The sequence below is a fragment of the Azospirillum sp. ST 5-10 genome (assembly GCF_051225715.1).
GTDB lineage: Bacteria > Pseudomonadota > Alphaproteobacteria > Azospirillales > Azospirillaceae > Azospirillum.
Genome location: NZ_JBPJSP010000003.1, coordinates 221,773 through 243,595 on the forward strand (window position 1 = coordinate 221,773; position 21,823 = coordinate 243,595).

The window sequence follows — 21,823 nt, forward strand, 5'->3', positions numbered from 1 at the left end:
CATCTTCCCGGCATCGGAGCTACGACTGTGACCACGCAGGCAAAGACTTCCCGCGTCTCCGGCTTCCACAAGAAGAGCCCGCGCGAGCGCCTCGACTTCGTCGCCGCGTTCGCCGGCCTCGACGCGGAGACCGTCGACCACCTCGCCGACATGGGCAACCTCGACCCGCACCTGGCCGACCACCTCATCGAGAACGTGATCGGCACCATGAACGTGCCGGTCGGTATCGCCACCAACATGCGGATCGATGGCGAGGACGCGCTGATCCCCATGGCGACCGAGGAATCCTCGGTGGTCGCCGCGGTCTGCAACGCGGCGCGCCAGTGCTACGACAGCGGCGGCTTCACCACCTCCATGTCGGGCTCGCTGATGATCGCCCAGGTCCAGCTCGTCGGGGTCGGCGATCCCTTCCACGCCCGCATCGCCATCCTCGAGCGCAAGGACGAGATCAAGGAGCTGTGCGACGCCTGCGACCCCGTGCTGGTGCGCCTCGGCGGCGGCTTCCGCGACCTGGAGGTGCGGATCGTCGATTCCCTCGGCGGGCCGATGGTGGTGACGCACCTCATCGTCGACACCCGCGACGCCATGGGCGCCAACGCCGTCAACTCGATGGCCGAGGCGCTCGCCCCGCACATCGCCCGCTGGACCGGCGGCCGGGTCTATCTGCGCATCCTCTCCAACTACGCCGACCGCCGGCTGGCCCGCGCCCGCGCCACCTGGACCTGCGAGGCGATCGGCGGCGCCGCGGTGCGCGACGGCATCGTCAGCGCCTACCAGTTCGCCGAGGCCGACCCCTACCGGGCGGCGACCCACAACAAGGGCATCATGAACGGCATCTCGGCCGTGGTGCTGGCGACCGGCAACGACACCCGCGCGGTGGAGGCCGGCGCCCACGCCTACGCCGCCAAGGACGGCCGCTATTCCAGCCTGACCCGCTGGGAGGTGACGGCCGAGGGCCACCTCGCCGGCACCATCGAGGTGCCGATGGCGGTCGGCCTGATCGGCGGCGCCACCAAGCTGCACCCGACGGCGCGGGCCTGCCTGAAGATCCTCGGCGCCACCTCGGCCGACCGGCTCGCCCGCATCATCGCCGCGGTCGGGCTGGCGCAGAACTTCTCCGCCCTCAAGGCGCTGGCCACCACCGGCATCCAGAAGGGCCACATGGCGCTGCACGCCCAGAACATCGCCATGATGGCGGGCGCCGTCGGCGAGGAGATCGATGCCGTCGCCCGCGTCATGGTCGAGCGCGGCACCGTGCGCATGGACGTCGCCGAGGCCGAGCTCAAGCGCCTGCGGGGCTGACCGCCGCACCGTCCAGGGCGGCCACCGCGGCGGCGTGGGCGGCGAGCGGGTGGCGGGCGATGCCGCGCCCGACGATGCCCGCCTCCCCCGCCGCGTCGACCGCGCCGAGGCAGACCGGCGGCGTCAGCCGGCTGCGCACCACCGCGCGCGCGTCGAGCCCGATCCGGCGGCCGAACGCCGGGTGCTCGACGGCCAGCAGCCGGTCGGCCAGGTCGGCCGGCAGCGCCTCCAGGGCCGGCCGCAAATCGCGGGCGAAGTCGGGGGCGGCGTCGAGGGCGAAGGCGCCGAAGCCGACGGCGTCGACCACGGCGCTGTCGCCGATCGCCGGCAGGCGCCGCCGCGAGGGCCCGACGTCCGGGCCGCCGGTGGGCGGCTCCGCCGGGGCGGCGAACCACACGCCGTCGGGCGTGCCGGACAGGCGGACGCCCATGGCCACGCCGTTGCCGCCGGCGGCGGTGACGAGCGCCGCCCCGGGCACGCCGTCGCCGGCCAGCATCATCGCCTTGCAGGCCGCCATCCAGAGATTGAGGAAGAACTGCCCCGCCCCCTCCAGGAAGGCGGCCGCCCCGCCGGCACCGAGGCGCGGCGCCAGCAGGCCGGCCAGCCGGCGCGAGGAGGCGGTGGTGCAGCCGTGCAGGTCGTCGCCCTCCCCCAGCGCCGCGGCGGCGATGGCGACGAGGTCGACGGGATCGGCCAGGGCATCGCGCAGCCCCGGCCCGACGACGTCGCGCAGCAGGCGCAGCCGCTCGACCACGTCGGCGTTGACGAGGCCGAAGCGCAGCGCCGGCCCGCCCCCCTCGTTGAGCGGCGCGCAGGCGGAGATGCCGCCGTCCTCCACCACCTGCAGCCAGGTGGAGCGCGACACCACGGCGGCCAGCGGCGTCACCACGCCGAAATCCTGCGCCGGGCGCAGCGCCACCCTGCCATCGCGCACCAGGACGCGGGCCGTGTCGGCGTCCGCCGCCAGCCCCTCGAAGATCAGCGCCGCGGCGGCGGCGTTGAGGATCGGCGGGCAGACCTCGGCCGGGCTCGCGAAGGGCGGCCCGGCGTGCAGCAGGGTGGCGGCGTCGAGGCCGAGCCGCGCGCCGGCGGTCTCGACCGCGCTCCAGCGCGGCCGCACCGCCGCCATCCGGCGCGCGGCAACGAGGGTGGCGTCGTCGGTCATCGGGGACTCCTTGCAAGCAACCCTCCCCCGGCACCGCCGGGGGAGGGTGGCGCCACAGGCGCCGGGTGGGGGCAAGGTCCGGCAGGAACGCCGAACGTCAATCGGTGCACAGGCGGGGGCGCCGGCTCGGTCCGGACGACCGAGCCCCCACCCTCCCAGCCTCCGGCTGGGCCCCTCCCTCCCGCGGCGGGGCCGGGGGAGGTGTGCTGCTGCGTCCTCACACCCCCGGCAGCACCAGGGGCGTGCGGCCGTAGCTGTTGTTGGCCTCCACCAGGTGGGCGAGGCAGCGCATGAAGAGGGCGCGCTCCTCCCGCGGCAGGGCGGCGATGGTGCGGTCGTGCGCGAGCTGCGCCTTCTTGTCCATGCGGCGGAGCAGCTTGCGCCCGTCGGCGGTGAGCGCCGCCAGGCGCATGCGCCGGTCGTCGGGGCTGGGCCGCCGCTCGACCACGCCGCGCTCGGCCAGGCGCGCCAGCACGCCGGTCGTGGTGGTGCGGTCGATCCCCACCAGGGTCGCCAGGGTCGCCTGGTCGAGCTCGCCGTGCGAGCCCAGCACCGTCAGCACGCTGTACTGCACCGGCGTCACGTTGAACTCGGCGCACTCCTCCACGAACATGGCGGTGTGGATCTGGTGCAGGCGGCGGATGAGGAAACCAGGGCGCTGGGCGAGGGAGCGGTCGACTCCGTCCTCGGGCGCCGGCTCCAGGGAAAGACTGGTCATCGGATGCGCGGCCACCTTCAACCCATCAGCGAGACGTGGGCGGCCACGATACGCCAGCCCTCGGGCCGGCGCACCCAGGTCTGCGTCTGCCGCCCGACCCGGTCGCTGCCCGGCCGCACGAACTCGGTGCAGGCCGTCGCGACATCGGTCCCGAAGGTGGTGATCACCGTGTTGCGCAGGGTGCGGTCCAGCCCGGCCGCCGGCCGCGCCTTGCGGAAGGCGGCGATGGCGTCGTAGCCGTAGAGGTTCTCTCCGGCGCCGTAGCGCAGGGTGCGCGGGTCGTTCCAGAACAGCTCGTCGAGGACGGCGACGTCATTGCCGACCAGCGCCTCCTCGTAACGCGCGAAGGCCGCGGCGACCTCCTCCAGCACGTCGGGGCGATCGATCTCCAGGCTCATGCGGTCAGGTCTCCGAGGCGAAGGGCGAGGTCGAGCAGGGCGCGGTCGGCGCCGCGCGGGGCGATCAGCGACAGGCCGACGGGGCAGCCGTCGACGAGCCCGGCGGGCATCGCGATCTGCGGCAGCCCGGCCAGCCCGGCCGGGCAGAGCAGGGACAGGGCCCGGTTGCGGACGGCGTCGAGGGCCGGGCCGCTCGCCCCGCACAGCGGCGCCGGGCCCGCCGCGGTGGGCAGCAGGACGACGGCGTCGCCGGCCAACAGGTCGTCGAGACGGGCGCGCACCTCGGCGCGGGCCGTCGCCGCCGGGGCGACCGCCGCCGGGTCGAGCCGGGCGGCGGCGGCGAAGCGGTCGCGCACGCCGGGGCCGAAGGCGGGCCGCACGGCCTCGATCCAGGCGCCGTGCGCCGCCCAGGCCTCGGCCGCCTGCAGGGTCTGGAAGATGGGACGCCAGGCGTCGAGCCCGTCGGGGGCCAGGGTCACCGGCGCCGACCGCCCGAACAGCGCCGCCACCCGCGCCACCGCCGGGGCGAGCGCCGCCCCGACCGGGATGCCGGCGGCGGCGAAGGCGTCCTCGGCGACCAGCAGGCGCACGGGCGCCGGGCCGGCCTCTCCCGGCAGCAGCACGGCGCCGACGCGGGCCAGGGTGGCGGCGTCGCGGGCGAACCAGCCCACCGTGTCGAGGCTGCGGGCGAGCGGCACCACGCCGTCCAGCGCGATGCGCCCATGGGTCGGCCGCAGCCCGTAGAGGCCGCAGTAGCTGGCCGGCAGCCGCACCGAGCCGCCGGTGTCGGTGCCGAGCGCGGTGTCCGCCGCCCCGCCGGCGACCGCCGAGGCCGAGCCGCTGGAGGAGCCGCCGGGGATGCGCCCGGGGGCGCGGGGATTGACCGGCGTGCCGTAATGGGCGTTCTCGCCGTTCAGGCTCCACGCCAGCTCGTCGGTGTGGGTCTTGCCGACCAGCCGGGCGCCGGCGTCGAGCAGCGCCTGCACCGCCGGGGCGGTGCGGGTCGGCGCGTCATGGGTGCGCAGCCAGTCGGGGTTGCCGGCGCCGGTCGGCACGCCGGCCACGTCGAACAGGTCCTTGGCGGCGAACGTCAGCCCGGCGAGCGGCCCGTCCGCGGCCCCCGCGATGGCGACGCGGCCGTGCCCGCAGAACGCACCCAGTCGATCCTCGTCCATTCCCGTCCTTTCCATCCGCGAAGCGTGCTCGCCCCATCCCCCCTCCTGACCTCCCCCCACTGCGCGGGGGGAGGAATCAAGCCCTCCCCCGCGCAGTGGGGGAGGGTTGGGTGGGGGACCGACGCAGCCACGTCCTCAGCCAAGCGGCGCCCGCCGCCTGGCGCCGGCCAGCAGGCCCTTGATCCAGTCGCGCAGCATAGCCCACAGCAGCGCGCCGCCGTTCAATTCTCGCACGGGTGCGGCCGCGGCCGCCGGCGTCGCGTCCGGCGTCGCGTCCGGCGTCACCGCGGCCAGGGTGGCCTCCAGGTTCCGGGCGAACTCGGCGGTCAGGCGCTGGGCGATCTCCTGGACGATGGCGCCGCGGCTGAACTGGGCCAGCATGCCGCTCAGGGTGAAGTCGACGGCGAGGTCGACCCGGGTCGCCCGGCCCTCCTCGGCCTCGGCGACGGTGAAGGTCACCGTGCCCTTGGCGCGGGAGTTGCTTTTGGCGTCGGTGCCCTGGCCCTGGATGGTGCCGCTGTGGCCGGCCTCGTCCAGGGTCAGGGTGCCCTGGCCGGCGAAGGCGGCGGCGATCGGGCCGAGCTTGACCCGCATCTGCCCGGCGAAGGCGCCGTCCTCGACCGGGGCCGTCAGCGAGGCGCCGGGCATGCAGGGGACGACCTGGGCGACGTCGCCGAGCAGCGGCCAGACGCGGGCGCGCGGGAAGGCGACGGTGAAGCTCTGGGTGATCTGGGGCATGTCCTTAGTCCGAAATGGCCTTGCGGTCGTCGAGGACGCGGCGGATGGCGTTGACGATGCCGACATAGCCGGTGCAGCGGCACAGGTTGCCGCTCATCGCCACGCGGACGTCCGCGTCGTCGGCGTCGGGCCGGCGCAGCACGACGTCGCGCGCCGCCACCAGCATGCCGGGCGTACAGAAGCCGCACTGCAGCCCGTGCTCGGTCGAGAAGGCGTCGCGCAGCTGCGCCGCCACGGGGTCGTCGTCGAGGCCCTCCACCGTGGTCACGCTGCGCCCCTCGCAGGCGACGGCGTAGGTGATGCAGGAGCGCGCGGGCTGCCCGTCGATCAGGATGGTGCAGGCGCCGCACACCCCGTGCTCGCACCCCAGGTGCGTGCCGGTGAGGAGCTGGCGTTCGCGCAGGAAGTCGGCGAGGTGGGTGCGCGGGGCGACCTCCGCCGTCACCGGCTTGCCGTTGACGGTGAGGGAGATGGTGCGGGCGTGAGCGCTCATGGCGAGACCTGTGCGACGGCGCGCCGCAGCGCGACGAGGTGGGAGCGGATGTCGGCCGGGTTGCCGCCGATCGGGCCGTCGGCCAGCCGCGCCGCCGCCGCGGCGTCGAGCCGGTCGGGGTCGGCGACGACGGCCGGGTCGTCGATGACGATGGGCTTGCCCGACGCCGCGGCGACGACGCAGCGCGCCACCCCGCGCCCGGGGTCCAGCAGCACGGCACCGGTGGCGTGGGAGAACTCCCCCGTCTTGCGGCAGACCTTGTAGTAGCCCCAGCGCGCCCGCTCCGAGAGTGCGGGAACGCGGACCTGCACCAGCAGCTCGCCGGCCCCGAGGTCGGTCTCGAAGACGCCGACGATGAAGTCCGCCATCGCCACGGTGCGGCGCCCGCGCGGGCCCGCCACCACCACGTCGGCGCCCAGCGCGGTCAGCACCGCCACCCAGTCGGCGGCGGGGTCGGCGTGGGCGAGGCTGCCGCCGATGGTGCCGCGGGTGCGCACGGCGCGGTAGGCGATGCCGGCCGCCACCCGGGGCAGCACGCCGCGGGTGAGGTCGGGGTAGTCGCCGTCCTCCAGCCGCGCGTGGGTGACGCAGGCGCCGACCGCCAGGGTGTCGCCCTCGGCGGCGATGGTCGCCAGCTCGGGCACCCGGGTGATGTCCACCAGCAGGTCGGGCTGGGCGAGGCGCAGGTTCAGCATCGGCCCCAGCGACTGCGAGCCGGCCACCGGCCGCACCGTCAGGTCGTCGCGGGCCAGCAGCGCCAGCACGCCGTCGAGCGTGTCGGGGGCGGCGTAGTCGAAGTCGGCCGCCTTCATGCCCGCCCCCCGGCGCCGGCCAGCGCCGTCAGGATCACCTCGGGCGTCATCGGCACGTCGGTGACGGTGACGCCGAGCGGCGCCAGGGCGTCGTTGACGGCGTTGCAGAGGGCCGCCGGCGGGGCGATGGCGCCGCCCTCGCCGATGCCCTTCACGCCGAACTCGGTGTAGGGCGAGGGGGTGTGCATGTGGACGATCCTCACGTGCGGGACCTCGGTGAAGCCGGGGACCAGATAGTCCATGAAGGTCGAGGCGAGCGGCTGGCCCTCGGCGTCGTAGCGCATCTGCTCGTAGAGCGCGGTGCCGATGCCCTGGGCGACGCCGCCGTAGATCTGGCCCTCGACGACCATCGGGTTGACCATGGTCCCGGCGTCCTCGACGACGACGTAGTCGAGGATCTCGATGGTGCCGAGCTCGGGGTCGACCGCGACGACGGCGGCGTGGGTGGCGTAGGAGAAGGTGCCGTGGTCGCTCTTGGGCTTGTAGCCCGCGGTGACCTCCAGCCCGCCGCGGTCGACGTCGGCGGGGAGGAGCTGGGGGGCGCGGTACCAGGTGTGCGCCACCTCGCGGATGGTGACGCTGGCGGGACCGGCGCAGACCGCACCGCCGGCGAGCGCGGTGTCGTCGGGCTTGACCTGCAGGAGGTGGGCGCCGATGCGCCGCACCCGCTCGGCGAGCTGGCGGCAGGCGGTGGCGACGGCGCCCCCCGCCATCACCATGCTGCGCGAGCCCCAGGTGCCGGTGGAATAGGGGGTAAGCGCCGTGTCGCCGTGCACCAGCTTGATCTTGTCGAGCGGGATGCCGAGCACCTCGTGCGCCACCTGCGCGAAGGTCGTCTCCATGCTCTGGCCGTGCGACTGCACGCCGGTGCGCAGCTCCAGCCCGCCGTCGGGGGTGATGCGGGCCTGCACCTGCTCGTGCCCCGGCACCATGGGAATGCCCCAGCCATGGTAGACGGCGGTGCCGTGGGCCGACTGCTCGCAGTAGGTGGCGAAGCCGACGCCGATGCGCCGCCCGTCCGCCTCGCCGCGGATCTGGCGCGCCCGCACCGCCTCCAGGCCGATGGCGGCGACCGCCTGGCGCACGGATTCGGGATAGTCGCCGCTGTCGAAATGCTTCTTCGTCACGTTGTCGAAGGGCATCTGCTCGGGCCGCACCAGGTTCTCCAGGCGCACCTCCCAGGGCTCGCGCCCGACCGCGTTGGCGATGGCGTCGATCATCTGCTCCATGGCGAAGCAGACGCCGGTGCGCGCCACGCCGCGGAAGGGCACCAGCGGCGGCTTGTTGGTGGCGACCGAGCGGGTGCGGCAGCGGTAATGCTTGAAGTCGTAGGGGCCGGGCAGGATGGAGCCGATCTGCGCCGCCTCCAGGCAGGCGGTGAAGGGATAGACGGAGTAGGCGCCGGCGTCGACCCAGGCGTCGGCCTCCAGCCCCAGCAGGCGCCCCTTGCCGTCGGCGTAGGCGGTGATCTCGTAATGGTGCTCGCGCGCGTTGGCGGCGGCCACCAGATGCTCGCGCCGGTCCTCGGTCCAGCGGATCGGTCGGTCGAGCCGCATGGCGAGCCAGGCGGCCACCACCTCCTCGGGCTGCAGCAGGCCCTTCCAGCCGAAGCCGCCGCCGACGTCGGGGGCGATCACCCGGATCAGCCCCTGGTCGAGGCCCAGGCACTCCGACAGGCCGGCGCGCACGATGTGCGGCATCTGCGTCGAGGTGGTGAGGACGAGCTGCTCGGTGTGGCGGTCCCAGCTCGCCACGACGCCCTTGCCCTCCATCGGCACCATGCACTGGCGCGCCGTGCGGATGGTGCGCGAGACCTTGACCGGTGCCGTCGCGGCGATCTCGGCGAACGGGCCGCCGACGTTGGTCTCCAGGAAGACGTTGTCGGCCCAGTGCTCGTGCACCCGGGGCGCGCCGGGCTTGACGGCCTGCAGCATCTCGGAATTGACCGGCAGCTCCTCGTACTCGACGAAGACGGCGGCCGCGATGTCCTCGGCCTCGGCGCGGCTGGCGGCGACGCAGACGGCGACGGGCTCGCCGACGAAGCGCACCTTGCCGTCGGCCAGCGGCGGCTGGTCCGACACCTTGAAGCCGGGCAGGCCCGAGGCGGCGCGGATCGGCTTGACGCCGGCGGCCGCGAAGTCAGCCCAGGTGAAGACGGCGTGCCGGTGCTCCTCCGGCACCTCGACGGCGCCGAGCCGGGCGTGGGCGACCGGGCTGCGCACGAAGGCCAGCTCCAGCATCCCCGGCAGCGCCACGTCGCCGACGAAGCGGCCGCGGCCGCGCAGCAGGCGCTCGTCCTCCTTGCGGCGGACCGGGGCGCCGACCCCGGAGCCGACCCTGGAGCCGGCGGTGGTTGTGGTGTCCATGGCGTTGGCTCTCCCCTCAGCCGCCGAGATAGGCTTTCTGGATGTGGTCGTTGGCGAGCATGGCCTGGCCGCTGCCGTGCTCCATCACCTCGCCGCCCTCCAGCAGGTAGGCGCGGTCGCACATGTCGAGGGCGGCGTAGGCGTTCTGCTCGACCATCAGCACCGTCGTCCCCTCGGCGCGGATGTCGCGGATGATGGCGAAGGTCTGCTCCACCAGGTTGGGCGCCAAGCCGAGCGACGGCTCGTCGAACAGCACCAGCTTGGGGCGCGACATCAGCGCCCGGGCGATCGCCAGCATCTGCTGCTCGCCGCCCGACATGGTGCCGGCGGCCTGGTCGATGCGCTCCTTCAGGCGGGGGAAGCGCTCGAACATGCGCTCCATGTCGGCGGCGATGCCGGCGCGGTCGCGGCGCAGGTACGCCCCCATCTCCAGGTTCTCGCGCACGCTGAGCTGGGGGAAGACGCGCCGCCCCTCCGGGCAGTGGGCGACGCCCAGCGCCAGCACGGTGCGCGGTGCCGCGTTGCCGATCTCCCGCCCGTCGAAGGTGATGCGCCCCGACGCCAGCGGCAGCAGGCCGCTGATGGCGCGCAACGTGGTGGTCTTGCCGGCACCGTTGGCGCCGATCAGGGTGACCAGCTCGCCCTCCTCGACCTCCAGCGAGACCCGCCGCAGCGCCGGGATCTGGCCGTAGCACACGGTGATGCCGTCAAGCCTGAGCATGCTTCACCCCCTGGCCGAGATAGGCGCGGATCACCTCCGGGTCGTTGCGGATGGCGTCGGGCGGCCCCTCGGCGATGATGCGGCCGTGGTTCAGCACCACCACCAGGTCGGAGATCGTCATCACCATGCGCATGTCGTGCTCCACCAGCAGCACGGTGACGCCGCGCCGGCGGATGCGCTGGACGACGCCCATGAAGGCTTCCGTCTCCGACGGGTTGAGGCCGGCCGCCGGCTCGTCCAGCAGCAGGAGGCGCGGGTCGGCGGCCAGCGCGATGGCGATGCCGAGCAGCCGCTGCTCGCCGTAGGAGAGGCCGCCGGCGGGATCGCCGGCGCGCTGCGACAGGCCGACGAAGTCGAGGATCTCCGCCACCGCGTCGCGCAGGCGCGCCTCCTCCGCCCGCACCCGCGGCAGGCGCAGCAGCGCCGCCCAGGTCTCGGTGCGGCCGCGGCGGTGCAGGCCGGTCAGCACGTTCTCGAAGACGGTGCAGCCGGCGAAGATGCTGGTGCGCTGGAAGGTGCGCACGACGCCGAGCGCGGCGATGCGCTCGGGCGGCAGGCGGGTGAGGTCGGTGCCGTGGAACAGCACCGAGCCGCCGGTCGGCTTGAGGAAGCCGGTGATGACGTTGAAGGCGGTCGTCTTGCCCGCCCCATTGGGGCCGATCAGGCTGACGATCTTGCCTTCCGGCACCTGGAAGCTCATGCGGGCGATGGCGATCAGGCCGCTGAAGTGCACGGCGACGTCGCGCACCTCGAGCGCGTTCGGCGCCGTCGCCGGGGCGGCCGTGTCGAGGACGGCGGGGGCGGCGGTCATGCCGAGGTCTCCTTGCCGAGGCGCAGCGCCGCGCGCACGGTGGCGGCCGGGCGGCGGCGCAGGCGGGCGAACAGGCCGGTGACGGCGGGGACGATCCCCTGCGGCAGGAAGAAGACGACGACGATCATGGCGACGCCGTAGACGATCCACTGCACCTCGGGCTGCGCCACCTCGCGCAGCACCTCGGGCAGGGCGCCGAACAGCAGGCCGCCGACGACCGGGCCGGCGAGCGTGCCCTTGCCGCCGGTGATCACCATGATCACCATCGTCACGGTGTAGATGAAGAGGAAGACGTCGGGGTCGACGATGCGGACGTAGTGGGCGTAGAGGCAGCCCGCCGCCCCCGCCATGCCGGCGGCGATCACCGTCGCCACCACGAGGTAGCGGGTGACGTCGATGCCGACGGAGCGGGCCAGCGACTCGTTCTCGCGCAGCGCCACCATGGCCCGCCCGACGCGGGAGCGGACGAGGCGCTGCACGACGAGGAAGCACAGCACCCCGACCGCCAGGACGACGTAGTAGTTCGGCACCTTCGAGTAGAGCGCCACCACGCCCTCGCCGGGCAGCCAGACCGACAGCGGCGGAATGGAGGTGAGCGCCATCGGGCCTTCGGTCAGGTCGACCCAGTTCAGCGCCACCATGCGCATGACCTGCGCGAAGCTGATGGTGACGATGACGAAGTAGGCGCCGCGCACCCGGAAGGCGAGCTTGCCGATCAGGCCGCCGCACAGCGCCGCCACGGCGACGCCGCCGGCGAACGCCACCCACACCGGCTGCGGCGCCAGCACGAACGGCGCCGCTCCGCCGAGGTCGAGGTCGAAGCCCAGCGACAGGAGCGCGCTGGTGTAGGCGCCGATGCCGAAGAAGGCGATGTGGCCGAGGCTGAGCTGGCCGGTGTAGCCCAGCAGCAGGTTGAGGCTCATCGCCCCGATGATGAAGATGCCGGTCGAGGTGAGGATGTAGAGGATGTAGAGGTCGGTCATCCACAGGGGCAGGGTCGCCATCGCCGCGACGAAGCCCCAGGGCAGGAGGTGCTTGCTCATCCGATGCGCTCCCGTGCGGCGAAGAGGCCCTGCGGGCGGATCAGGAGGACGGCGATGATCAGCAGGAAGCCCATGGCGTCGCGGTAGCCCGACGACACGTAGCCGGCGCCGAACTCCTCGGCGAAGGCCAGGACGAAGCCGCCGATGCTGGCGCCGACGATGTTGCCGAGACCGCCGAGGATGACGATGGCGAAGGCCTTCAGCGACACCAGGTCGCCCATCGTCGGCTGCACCAGGAAGATCGGCCCGAGCAGCGCGCCCGCCACCGCGGCGAGGCCGGAGCCCAGCGCGAAGGTGAGGGTGTACATCCAGCCGTTGTTGACGCCCATCAGCGCCGCCGTGTCGGGGTCCTGGAAGGTGGCGCGCATGGCGACGCCGAGACGGGTGCGGTTGATCAGGCCGTAGAAGCCGATCAGCAGCAGCACCGCCACGCCCAGCACGAACAGGCGGATCGGGCTCAGCGAGATCAGTCCCAGCAGGATGGGGTCGCTGGGGAAGGGGTTGGGCACCGACTTGGCGACGCCGCCCCAGGCGAGCTGCTCGCTCGCCTGCATGGCGATGCCGGCGCCGATCATCACCAGCATGGTGGTGTCGATGTCGGCCCCCTTCAGCGGCCGCAGCAGCACCCGCTCGATCACCGCACCCAGCGCCACGCCGAGCACCGCCGCCAGCACCAGCGAGGCGAAGAAGTCGAGGCCGAGCAGCGCCGTCAGCATGAAGATCATGTAGGCGCCGAAGGTGTAGAGCTCGCCGTGGGTGAAGTTGACCACGCGCATGATGCCGAAGATCAAGGTCAAGCCGATGCCCAGCAGCGCGTACGTCCCGCCGAGGATCATGGCGTTGGCGCAATGCTGGAGGAATTCCGCCATGTCTGCGCGTCTCCCTGGAGGTGGTTGCGGCGACCACGCCGCCGGTCTCCGCCCACCCTACGCAACGGTTGTGCCAAGCCGGCCGGAGTGCGGATTTGCTGGATTCCCGTGCCGACCGGCCTCGACCGATCTTCTCAGCGTGCTGACGAAATAGGCAACCAAACCACTCGGGTATCCCGAACCGGGTTGGGGTCAATCCGGCGTTTTTCATTGATCCACATCAATTTACGGCGTGATTCCCGCGCGAATCCGGGCGGTGCGGATGTGTGCAGGCGATGCCCAAGGAATCGCCGTTCGTCAGCACACTGAGGAGTCGGCGCCGCGACGGGCGCGGCATGGGAGGCATGGGGAGGCCCGTCCAGCCCGCCGTCGCGATACGATCAACCCGTTGAGAAACCATGCACATTGCGGCCTGGCCAGCGGCCCGGCGCGAGCCCCGTCCCCGCCGCCGCGGTCTTCAGCGCACTGAGGAACATGGCACGCCGCTTGCGATGCCCCGGGGCAGATCTCCATCACCGCGCAGCAAGGGAAGCCCATGTCCGCGCAGCACAGCTTCGACCTCCTCCTCCGCGGCGGGCGGATCATCGATCCCGCCAACGGCGTCGACATGGTCGGCGACCTCGCCGTGGCGAACGGGCGCATCGCCGCGGTGGCGCCGCGGCTGCCGGCCGAGGCGGCGGCGCGCGTGTCCGACGTGTCGGGCAAGCTCGTCGTGCCCGGCCTCATCGACACCCACGCCCACGTCTTCGAGAACGTCACCGGCCGCTTCGGGCTGAACCCCGACATGGTGGGCGTGCGCTCCGGCGTCGCCACCCTGGTCGACCAGGGCGGCCCCAGCCTGATGACCCTGCCCGCCTTCCGCCGCTTCGTCGCCGAGCCCGCCCGCTCGCGCACGCTCTGCTTCCTGTCGGCCTATCTGGTCGGCGGGCTGGAGGGGCACTACTACCCGCAGCTCTACCGGCCGGACTGCGTCGACGTCGAGGCGACCATCCGCGTCGGCCTCGCCAACCGCGACATCGTCAAGGGCATCAAGGCCCATTGCGAGATGGGCGGCGCCTCGCGCTGGGGCCTGGAGGTGATGAAGCTGGCGAAGAGGATCGCCAGCGGCATCGGCGTGCCGCTCTACGTCCACCTCGGCCGGCTGTGGCCGGACGCCGAGGGCGTCCCCTCGGTCGATCCCGACCTGCTGGTCGAGGAGCTGATCCCGATCCTGGAGCCCGGCGACATCCTGGCCCACCCCTTCACCCGCCACCCCGGCGGCTTCATCTCCACCCGCACCGGCGAGGTGCACCCGATCATCCACGAGGCGCTGGCGCTCGGCCTCAAGGTCGACGTCGGCCACGGCTCCCACTTCAGCTTCGAGATGGCGCGGCGCACGCTGGCCGCCGGCATCCTGCCCTACACGCTCGGCGCCGACCTGCACGGCTACAACGTCAAGGTGCCGGCCGCCGGCGCCGACGCCGACCGCGCCGCCAACCCCTTCTTCGGCGTCGCCCCCTTCAGCCTGACCCACGCCATGACCGAGCTGCTGACCTTGGGCGTGCCGCTGCCGGAGGTGCTGAAGACGGTCACCAGCAACCCCGCCCAAATGCTGGGCATGAGCGACGAGATCGGCGCGCTGACGCCGGGCATGGCGGCCGACGTCGCCGTGCTCGACCTCAAGCCCGGACGCTGGCAGCTCAGCGACAACAGCGGCGAGACGGTGGTGGCCGACACCATGGTCGTGCCGCTCTTCTCCCTGCGCGCCGGCGCACTGGAGGAGGTCGACAGCCCCCTCCTCCCCGCCCCCATCCCGGCGGCGGCGTAGCCCCCACCCTCCCCGCGGCGCTGCCGCGGGTTCCCTCCCTCCCCCGCTCCGCAGGGGAGGGCCAACCAAACTCCCTCCCCTGCGAAGCGGGGGAGGGTCGGGGTGGGGGCAAACCCGCCGCCCTCTTTGGCACGAGGCCAAACGCATGCAACTCACCGACAAGGTCGCCGTGGTCACCGGCGGGGCGCAGGGGATCGGCTTCGCCATCGCCCGCGGGCTGGCGGAACGCGGTGCGCGCATCGTCGTCGCCGACCGCGCCGGCGCCGACGACGCGGCGGCCCGGCTGTGCGGGCACGGGCACGAGGCGGTCGGCGTCGCCGCCGACGTGTCGTCCGAGGCCGACACCGCCGCCATGGCGGCCAAGGCCGAGGCGGCGTTCGGCGGCCTCGACATCCTGGTCAACAACGCCGGCATCTACTCCGCGCTGACGCCCAAGCCCTTCGAGGAGATCGACCCGGCGGAATGGCGCCGGGTCATGGAGGTCAACACCCTGGGCCCCTTCCTGTGCTGCCGCGCGGCGCTGGAGCCGATGCGCCGGCGCGGCGGCGGGCGGGTGATCAACATCTCCTCGGGGGTGGCCTTCAAGGGCAACCCCTTCATGGCCCACTACGTCGCCAGCAAGGGGGCGGTGGTGTCGCTGACCCGCGCGCTGGCGACCGAGCTCGGCCGCCACGGCATCCTCGTCAACAGCGTCGCCCCGGGCTTCACGCTCAGCGACGGCGTGCAGGGCAACCCCGTCCTCGTCCAGGGCGTCAAGGAACCGTCGCTGCGCACCCGCGTGCTCGCCCGCGACATGCTGCCCGCCGACCTCGTGGGGGCGGCCTGCTTCTTCGCCGGCCCCGACTCCGCCTTCATCACCGGCCAGACGCTGGTGGTCGACGGCGGCGCCTATTTCCACTAGCGCCCGCACACCAACGGAGGCGGCATGACCCCTGGCATCCCCGTCATCGACATCGCGCCGGCCCTGTCCGGCGGCCTGGAAGACCGGTTGCGCGTCGCCCGCGCGATCGACCGGACCTGCACCGAGATCGGCTTCTTCACCATCGCCGGCCACGGCGTGCCCACCGCCGTCATGGACGACCTGCGCAGCGCGGCCTACGACTTCTTCCACCTGCCGCTGGAGGAGAAGCGGCGCGCCGTCCATCCCGTGGCCGGCACGCCGCGCGGCTACCGGGCGCTCGGCATCGAGGCGCTGGCGGCGGGCAACGGCGCCGACACGCCGCCGGACCTCAAGGAATACTATCATTTCGGCCGCGAGCGCTGGCCGGACGAGCCCTACTACGGCTCGGCCGAGGGGCAGCGCTACTTCATCCCCAACCTGTGGCCGGAGCGGCCGGCCGGCTTCGCCGCGGCGGCCGAGCGCTACTACGTCGAGATGGAGCGCCTGACCGGCTTCATGATGCGCCTGACGGCGCTGGCGCTGGGGATCGACGAGCGTTTCTTCGACGACAAGATCGACCGCCACATCACGGCGATGCGGATCAACTTCTACCCGGCGCAGGCGGTCCCGCCCGCACCCGGGCAGTTGCGGGCGGGGGCCCACACCGATTACGGGCTCCTGACCATCCTCAACGGGGAGAACGTGCCGGGCGGGCTGCAGGTGCTGACCCGCGGCGGCGCGTGGGTGGACGTCGAGACGGATCCCGGGACCTTCGTGATCAACATCGGCGACCTCCTCATGCGGTGGACCAACGACCGCTGGGTCTCCAACACCCACCGGGTGGTGAACCCGCCGGCCGAGGCGGCGGCGGCCGAGCGCATGTCCATCGCCTTCTTCCACCACCCCAACTACGACGCCCTGGTGGAGTGCGTCGCCCCGCCGGGCGGCGCCAAGCACCCGCCGGTGCGCTCGGGCGACTACCGCGACCTCAAATACCGGCAGACGCGCGTCTCCGCCGCGTGACGGGCGTCCCGGAAACCAGACCAACAGGGGGCAAAGGAGACTTCGGATGATCGGAAAGACCGTTGCGACGACGGCGCTGCTGACCGCGCTCTTTGCGGGGACGGCACTGGCCCAGGAGACCATCAAGATCGGCGTGACCGAGCCGCTGACCGGCGCGGTCGCGGCGTCGGGCAACTACGTCACCGACGGCGCGCGCATCGCCGAAGGGGTGATCAACGCCCAGGGCGGCGTGCTCGGCAAGAAGATCGAGCTCGTCATCGAGGACAACAAGAGCAACCCCAAGGAGGCGGTCACCACCGCCGAGAAGCTGATCCTGCGCGACAAGGTGCCGGTGCTGATCGGCGCCTGGAGCTCCACCTTCACCCTGGCCGTCATGCCCAAGCTGATGGAGTACGGGGTGCCGATGGTCGTCGAGACCTCGTCGTCGGGCAAGATCACGACGCAGGGCAACCCCTGGATCTTCCGCATCGCGCCGACCTCGACCATGGAGGCGAAGGCCTTCACGAAGATCCTCGACCACTTCGACCCGCCCATCAAGAAGGTCGACTTCCTGTCGGTCAACAACGACTTCGGCCTGGGTGCGGCGAAGGCCTTCCGCGAGGAGCTGGAAGCCAAGGGCATCAAGGTCGGCGTGGTCGAGACGATGGCGCCGGAGGCCACCGACCTGTCGGCCCAGCTCACCAACATCAAGCAGTCCGGCGGCGACACCATCATCGTCACCTCCGGTGTCGAGCAGATCACGCTGGCGGTGAAGCAGGCGGCCGAGCAGGGTGTGAGCGCCCGCATCCTCTCCACCGGCGGCTCCTTCCCCGGCGAGCTGATGCAGCCCGGCGCCCCCGGCAACGGCAGCTACCACCTGCTGTTCTTCCCGCCCTGGTTCCCGGAGAAGGCGGCCAACCCCGAGGTCGCCAAGGGCTTCGTCGAGGCGTGGAAGACGAAGGGCTACGAGTTCGCCGGCCTGACCGAGGGCTTCCGCGGCTACGACGCCGTGCTGACGGCGGTGGAGGCGATCCGCCTCGCCGGCAAGGCCGAGCCGGAGGCGATCCGCGACGCCCTGTGGAAGACCAAGGTGAAGGGCGTCAACGGCGACGTCGCCTTCGTCAAGGACGGCCCGGAGGGCAAGGAGAGCGGCCAGAACGAGCCCAACGTCTACGTCGTCCACCTGAAGGACGGCAAGGTGTCGATGCCCTGACCGGTGCGGGGGCCGGAGCGGGTGGCGCCGCTTCGGCCCTCGGGGTCGTCCTGGACGGCGCGACGGTGCCATGGCACCGCCGCGTCGGTTGTTGCAACGTTGCGTCATCACAGGAGGGCAACGTGCAGACGATCCCGAGCCGCGAGTTCCACCAGAACCTGGCGGCGGCCAAGCAGGCTGCGGAGCACGGGCCGGTCATCGTCACCGACCGCGGCCGCCCGACCCATGTATTGCTGCGCTACGAGGACTTCCGGCGGATGGCAGGGGGCGACATCAGCATTGCCGACGCCTTGGACGATCCGGACACGGAAGACCTGGACTTCGACCCGCCGCCACTCGGGTTGACGGTGCATCCGGCTGCGTTCGACGAACGCTGATATCTCTGCTGGACACGAACGTCCTTTCGGAACTGCGCCGACGCCGGCTGGCGAACCCGGCGGTGGTGGCGTGGGCGGACTCGGTGTCCAGCGCCGAGCTTCGCCTCTCCGTCATTACGGCGTTGGAACTCGACATCGGCGTGCAACGGAAGGCCCTCGTCCACCGGCTCACAGTGGTGCCCCCCAACCTGCGGGACGTCGACGCGACGGGAGTGTCCACGATCAATCCGTGGGCGTTCCGCGCAGGGTAGTGCTCGGCGGTCGGAGCCGCCCGGCGCGTCAGTGCCGGCCGAGGTCGCCGTCGACGCGGCGCCACAGGCCGAGCGGGTTGCCGTCGCGCAGGGCCTCCGGCAGCAGCTCCGCGGGCACGTCCTGGTAGCAGACCGGGCGCAGGAAGCGGTGGATCGCCAGGGTGCCGACCGACGTCGTCCGGCCGTCCGAGGTCGCCGGGAACGGGCCGCCGTGCACCATGGCCTCGCCCACCTCCACCCCCGTCGGCCAGCCATTGAACAGCACCCGCCCGGCCCGGCGCTCGAGCACCGGCAGCAGCCGGCGTGCCGCCTCCAGGTCGCCGCCGCCCGCGTGAACGGTGGCCGTGAGCTGGCCCTCCAGCCGCTCGGCCACCTCCGCCATGGCCGCCACGTCGGCACAGCGGATCACCAGCGAGGAGGCGCCGAACACCTCCTCCTGCAGCGCCGCATCCGCCAGCACCGCCGCGGCGTCGGTGGCGAACAGCGCCGCCCGGCACTGGTGCGGCCCGGCGCAGGCCTGGCCGCGCGCCACCTCGCGCACCCGCGGGTCGGCGGCGAGGCGCCGCACGCCCTCGTCGTAGGCGGCGTGGATGCCCGGCGTCAGCATGGTCGCCGCCACACCGCCGCCGACCGCCGCCGCCGCGGCCTCAAGGAAGCGCTCCAGGTCCGGCCCGTCGACCGCCAGCACCAGGCCGGGGTTGGTGCAGAACTGCCCGGCCCCCAGGGTCAGCGAGGCGACGAAGGCGGCGCCCAGGTCGGCGGCCCGTTCGGCCAGCGCGCCGGGCAGCAGGAAGATCGGGTTGATGCTGCTCATCTCGGCGTAGACCGGGATCGGCTCGGGCCGCGCCGCCGCCACCTGCATGAGCGCCAGGCCGCCGCGGCGCGAGCCGGTGAAGCCCACCGCCTTGATGCGCGGGTCGGCGACCAGCGCCGCGCCCAGCGCGGTGCCGGCGCCCTGCAGCAGCGAGAACACCCCCTCGGGCAGGCCGCAGGCGGCCACCGCCGCCCGCACGGCGCGGCCGACCAGCTCCGACGTGCCGGGGTGGGCGGGGTGGCCCTTGACCACCACCGGGCAGCCGGCGGCCAGCGCCGAGGCGGTGTCGCCGCCGGCCACCGAGAAGGCCAGCGGGAAGTTGCTGGCGCCGAACACGGCGACCGGGCCGAGGGCGACGTGGCGCAGGCGCAGGTCGGGGCGCGGCAGCGGCGTGCGGCCGGGCAGCGCCGGGTCGATGCGGGCGCCGATCCAGCTCCCCTCGCGCACGGTGCGGGCGAACAGGCGGAGCTGGCCGACGGTGCGGGCGCGCTCGCCCTCGATGCGGGGGCGCGGCAGGCCGCTCTCGGCCACCGCCCGGTCCACCAGCGCGTCGCCGAGGCCGAGGATGCCCTCGGCGACCGCCTCCAGGAAGGCGGCGCGGGCCGCCAGGCCGGTCTCCCGGTAGGCGTCGAAGGCGGCCTGGGCGAGCGCGCAGGCGCCCGCCACCTCGCCCGCGCCGGCGCCGCCGAAGGCCGGCTCCAGCGCCTCCCCGGTCGCCGGGTTCACGGCGCGGAAATCCCCCGCGCCGCCGCGCACCGCCGCGGCCCCGATCAGCATCTCGCCGGTGATGGCCATCGTGTCCTCCTGCGTCACCGCGCCCAGCGCAGCACCAGCGGGTCGAGGCGCCGCGCCGCGTCGAGCAGGCCGGCGCGGACCTGCGGGTGGAGCGGCGCCAGGGGGTGGCGCACCGCGTCGGAGGCGATCACCCCGCCCTCCTTCATCAGCGCCTTGGCGGCGCTCAGCCCGCACTGGCGGTTCTCGTAATTGATGAGGGGAAGCCAGCGGCCGTAGGCCTCCACCGCCTCCTCGCGCCGCCCCTCGCGGTGGGGATCGACGATCCGGCGGATGCCGTCGGGGAAGCCGCCGCCGGTCATGGCGCCGGTGGCGCCGGCGTCGAGATCGGCCAGCAGCGTGATCCCCTCCTCGCCGTCCCACGGCCCTTCGACGGCGTCGCCGCCGAGCGCGATCAGCTCGCGCAGCTTGGCGGCCGCCCCCGGCACCTCGACCTTGAAGTAGGCGACGTTGGCGACCTCGCGGGCGAGCCGCGCCAGGAACGGCGCCGGCAAGGTGGTGCCGCTGACCGGTGCGTCCTGGATCATGATCGGGATGTCGATGGCGTCGGAGACGGTGCGGAAGAACTCCTCGATGCCCTTCTCGGACACGCGGATCGTCGCGCCGTGGTAGGGCGGCATGATCATCACCATGGCGGCGCCGGCGTCCTGCGCCTGGCGGCTGCGCTCGGCGCAGGCCCGGGTGCTGAAGTGCGTCGTCGTGACGATCACCGGCACGCGGCCGGCGACGTGGCCGAGGATGGCCTCCATCAGCCGGGTGCGCTCCTCGTCGGTCAGGACGAACTGCTCGGAGAAGTTGGCGAGGATGCACAGCCCGTCGGAGCCGGCGTCGATCATGAAGTCGACGGCCCGGCGCTGGCCCTCGAAATCCAGCGCCCCGCTCTCGGTGAAGATCGTCGGGACGACGGGAAACACCCCCCGGTACGGACGCGGCATCGGCTCCTCCCCTGCCCTTTCGGCGCGGCGCGGGTTCGTCCCGGCGCCGGTCTTTGCGCGTCACCCTAGGTCACGGCGGAGGCGGGCGTCCAATGCTTGTTCGGCACACGATCATAACGGAATTGGTATCTTGCCCGAAGCGGAGTGGCGTTGGCGCAGGCCAGGCAGAGCCGCTTATGGAGCTCCGGCCAGCAGGCCGCCGGCGTCCATCGCCAGCAGAAGGGCGTTCAAGGTGACGAACGACGCCGCGGTGGTCGCCATCAGGGCGGCGGCGCACGCCCCCTCCCGCCCGTAGGCCTGGCCGAGGATGGGATAGATGCTGAGCATCGGCACGCCGGTGCCGACGATCAGGGCGACCTGGAGGGCCGGTTCCAGGGGCGGCAGCAGCGCCAGGGCGAGCACCGTCACCAGCGGATGCAGCAGGAGCTTGCCCGCGGCGATCTGGGCGATCTCGCCGGCGAGGCCGCGCACCTCCAGCCCGACCAGGGCGCCGCCGATGGCGAACAGCGACACCGCTCCCGACGCCGAGGCCAGCATGTCGACCGCGCGGGCGACCGGCGCCGGCGGCACGACGCCGAGCGCCGACACGGCGCAGCCCGCGGCGATCGCCAGGATCATCGGGTTGCGCAGCAGCCGTCCGGCCGAGCTCCGGAGGACCGCGGCGGCCGATCCCCCGCCCTGCCGCCCGCCCTCCGCCAGGGCGATGGTCAGGGGCAGCAGGATGACGTTCTCCACCAGCATGTTCAGGGCCAGGACGACGGCGGCGGGCGGCCCCAGCACCTGCAGGAGGACGGGATAGCCGACGAAGCCGCTGTTGGGGAAGGACATGCCCATGCCGTAGAGGGCGCTGGCCTGCAGGCTGCGCCCCTTGCCGAAGCGGGCGACGGCGACGCCCAGCGCCATCACGGTGAGGCAGCTGACGGCGTAGACAAGCAGGTAGCCGGTGTTCATGATCTCCGCCAGCGGCCGCTGGGACAGCGAGCGGAACAGCAGCGCCGGCAGGGCGAAGCCGACCACCAGCTTGCCGAGCACCCGCACGTCGGGCTTGCTCAGCGCCCCCAGGCGGACGGCGCCGTAGCCGGCCGCGATGAGGAGGAAGATCGGGCCGGTGATCGTGAGGATGTCGAGCATGGGGGGTCCA

At 73.1% G+C, this 21,823-nt stretch carries 21 protein-coding genes; 6 read left to right on the forward strand and 15 right to left on the reverse strand.

Annotated elements, in window-relative coordinates; genetic code table 11:
* Nucleotides 1–27 precede the first annotated feature (27 nt).
* On the forward strand, nt 28–1,302 hold the full coding sequence (locus ACSBPG_RS05320) for a hydroxymethylglutaryl-CoA reductase, degradative (protein WP_435536080.1): 1,275 nt from the start codon (nt 28–30) through the stop codon (nt 1,300–1,302).
* Here ACSBPG_RS05320 and ACSBPG_RS05325 read toward each other — a convergent pair.
* The 12 genes from ACSBPG_RS05325 to ACSBPG_RS05380 form a co-directional block, all read right to left on the reverse strand.
* Nucleotides 1,283–2,467, reverse strand: coding sequence for a DUF1116 domain-containing protein (locus ACSBPG_RS05325; protein ID WP_435536081.1), 1,185 nt, complete (start codon nt 2,465–2,467; stop codon nt 1,283–1,285). The genes ACSBPG_RS05320 and ACSBPG_RS05325 overlap by 20 nt on opposite strands.
* Nucleotides 2,468–2,684: 217 nt before the next feature.
* Nucleotides 2,685–3,185, reverse strand: coding sequence for a MarR family winged helix-turn-helix transcriptional regulator (locus tag ACSBPG_RS05330; RefSeq protein ID WP_435536082.1), 501 nt, complete (start codon nt 3,183–3,185; stop codon nt 2,685–2,687).
* A 17-nt stretch (nt 3,186–3,202) separates the two neighbouring features.
* Nucleotides 3,203–3,583, reverse strand: coding sequence for an oxalurate catabolism protein HpxZ (gene hpxZ, locus ACSBPG_RS05335; protein WP_435536083.1), 381 nt, complete (start codon nt 3,581–3,583; stop codon nt 3,203–3,205).
* Nucleotides 3,580–4,758 (reverse strand): amidase, encoded by a 1,179-nt coding sequence (locus tag ACSBPG_RS05340; protein ID WP_435536084.1) that lies wholly within the window; start codon nt 4,756–4,758, stop codon nt 3,580–3,582. Before ACSBPG_RS05340 ends, hpxZ begins: the two co-directional genes overlap by 4 nt.
* 135 nt (nt 4,759–4,893) lie before the next feature.
* Nucleotides 4,894–5,496, reverse strand: a complete 603-nt coding sequence (locus ACSBPG_RS05345; protein ID WP_435536085.1) for an SRPBCC family protein — start codon at nt 5,494–5,496, stop codon at nt 4,894–4,896.
* Nucleotides 5,497–5,500: 4 nt separating this feature from the next.
* Complete coding sequence (locus ACSBPG_RS05350; RefSeq protein ID WP_435536086.1) at nt 5,501–5,989, reverse strand: (2Fe-2S)-binding protein; 489 nt, start codon at nt 5,987–5,989, stop codon at nt 5,501–5,503.
* Entirely contained in the window at nt 5,986–6,801 is an 816-nt protein-coding gene (locus tag ACSBPG_RS05355) for an FAD binding domain-containing protein (protein WP_435536087.1), read from the reverse strand. The genes ACSBPG_RS05350 and ACSBPG_RS05355 overlap by 4 nt, the downstream gene beginning before the upstream one ends.
* Nucleotides 6,798–9,167, reverse strand: a complete 2,370-nt coding sequence (locus tag ACSBPG_RS05360; RefSeq protein WP_435536088.1) for a xanthine dehydrogenase family protein molybdopterin-binding subunit — start codon at nt 9,165–9,167, stop codon at nt 6,798–6,800. The genes ACSBPG_RS05355 and ACSBPG_RS05360 overlap by 4 nt, the downstream gene beginning before the upstream one ends.
* Before the next feature lie 16 nt (nt 9,168–9,183).
* Nucleotides 9,184–9,888: an ABC transporter ATP-binding protein gene (locus tag ACSBPG_RS05365; protein WP_435536089.1), complete on the reverse strand. Its 705-nt coding sequence runs from the start codon at nt 9,886–9,888 to the stop codon at nt 9,184–9,186.
* Nucleotides 9,875–10,699, reverse strand: coding sequence for an ABC transporter ATP-binding protein (locus tag ACSBPG_RS05370; RefSeq protein WP_435536090.1), 825 nt, complete (start codon nt 10,697–10,699; stop codon nt 9,875–9,877). The genes ACSBPG_RS05365 and ACSBPG_RS05370 overlap by 14 nt, the downstream gene beginning before the upstream one ends.
* Entirely contained in the window at nt 10,696–11,742 is a 1,047-nt protein-coding gene (locus ACSBPG_RS05375) for a branched-chain amino acid ABC transporter permease (protein ID WP_435536091.1), read from the reverse strand. Before ACSBPG_RS05375 ends, ACSBPG_RS05370 begins: the two co-directional genes overlap by 4 nt.
* Nucleotides 11,739–12,611: a branched-chain amino acid ABC transporter permease gene (locus tag ACSBPG_RS05380; protein WP_435536092.1), complete on the reverse strand. Its 873-nt coding sequence runs from the start codon at nt 12,609–12,611 to the stop codon at nt 11,739–11,741. The genes ACSBPG_RS05375 and ACSBPG_RS05380 overlap by 4 nt, the downstream gene beginning before the upstream one ends.
* A gap of 535 nt (nt 12,612–13,146) precedes the next feature.
* Here ACSBPG_RS05380 and ACSBPG_RS05385 point away from each other — a divergent pair.
* The 5 genes from ACSBPG_RS05385 to ACSBPG_RS05405 all read left to right on the forward strand — a co-directional run bounded on the left by ACSBPG_RS05385 (nt 13,147) and on the right by ACSBPG_RS05405 (nt 17,890).
* Nucleotides 13,147–14,418, forward strand: a complete 1,272-nt coding sequence (locus tag ACSBPG_RS05385; protein ID WP_435536093.1) for an amidohydrolase/deacetylase family metallohydrolase — start codon at nt 13,147–13,149, stop codon at nt 14,416–14,418.
* Nucleotides 14,419–14,563: 145 nt separating this feature from the next.
* Nucleotides 14,564–15,319: an SDR family NAD(P)-dependent oxidoreductase gene (locus ACSBPG_RS05390; protein WP_435536094.1), complete on the forward strand. Its 756-nt coding sequence runs from the start codon at nt 14,564–14,566 to the stop codon at nt 15,317–15,319.
* Between the two features lie 24 nt (nt 15,320–15,343).
* Nucleotides 15,344–16,321, forward strand: coding sequence for an isopenicillin N synthase family dioxygenase (locus ACSBPG_RS05395; RefSeq protein WP_435536095.1), 978 nt, complete (start codon nt 15,344–15,346; stop codon nt 16,319–16,321).
* A gap of 46 nt (nt 16,322–16,367) precedes the next feature.
* Nucleotides 16,368–17,513 carry an ABC transporter substrate-binding protein gene (locus ACSBPG_RS05400; RefSeq protein WP_435536096.1) on the forward strand — a complete coding sequence of 382 codons (1,146 nt, stop codon included), beginning with the start codon at nt 16,368–16,370 and terminating at the stop codon, nt 17,511–17,513.
* A gap of 122 nt (nt 17,514–17,635) precedes the next feature.
* A complete protein-coding gene (locus ACSBPG_RS05405) occupies nt 17,636–17,890 on the forward strand; it encodes a type II toxin-antitoxin system Phd/YefM family antitoxin (RefSeq protein WP_435536097.1) in 255 nt (84 codons plus the stop codon).
* A 279-nt stretch (nt 17,891–18,169) separates the two neighbouring features.
* On the opposite strand, the gene ACSBPG_RS05410 is transcribed toward ACSBPG_RS05405, so the two are convergent.
* The 3 genes from ACSBPG_RS05410 to ACSBPG_RS05420 form a co-directional block, all read right to left on the reverse strand.
* Nucleotides 18,170–19,750, reverse strand: a complete 1,581-nt coding sequence (locus ACSBPG_RS05410; protein WP_435536098.1) for an aldehyde dehydrogenase (NADP(+)) — start codon at nt 19,748–19,750, stop codon at nt 18,170–18,172.
* A 14-nt stretch (nt 19,751–19,764) separates the two neighbouring features.
* Entirely contained in the window at nt 19,765–20,682 is a 918-nt protein-coding gene (locus ACSBPG_RS05415; RefSeq protein WP_435536099.1) for a dihydrodipicolinate synthase family protein, read from the reverse strand.
* Between the two features lie 174 nt (nt 20,683–20,856).
* On the reverse strand, nt 20,857–21,813 hold the full coding sequence (locus ACSBPG_RS05420; RefSeq protein WP_435536100.1) for an AEC family transporter: 957 nt from the start codon (nt 21,811–21,813) through the stop codon (nt 20,857–20,859).
* Nucleotides 21,814–21,823 lie beyond the last annotated feature (10 nt).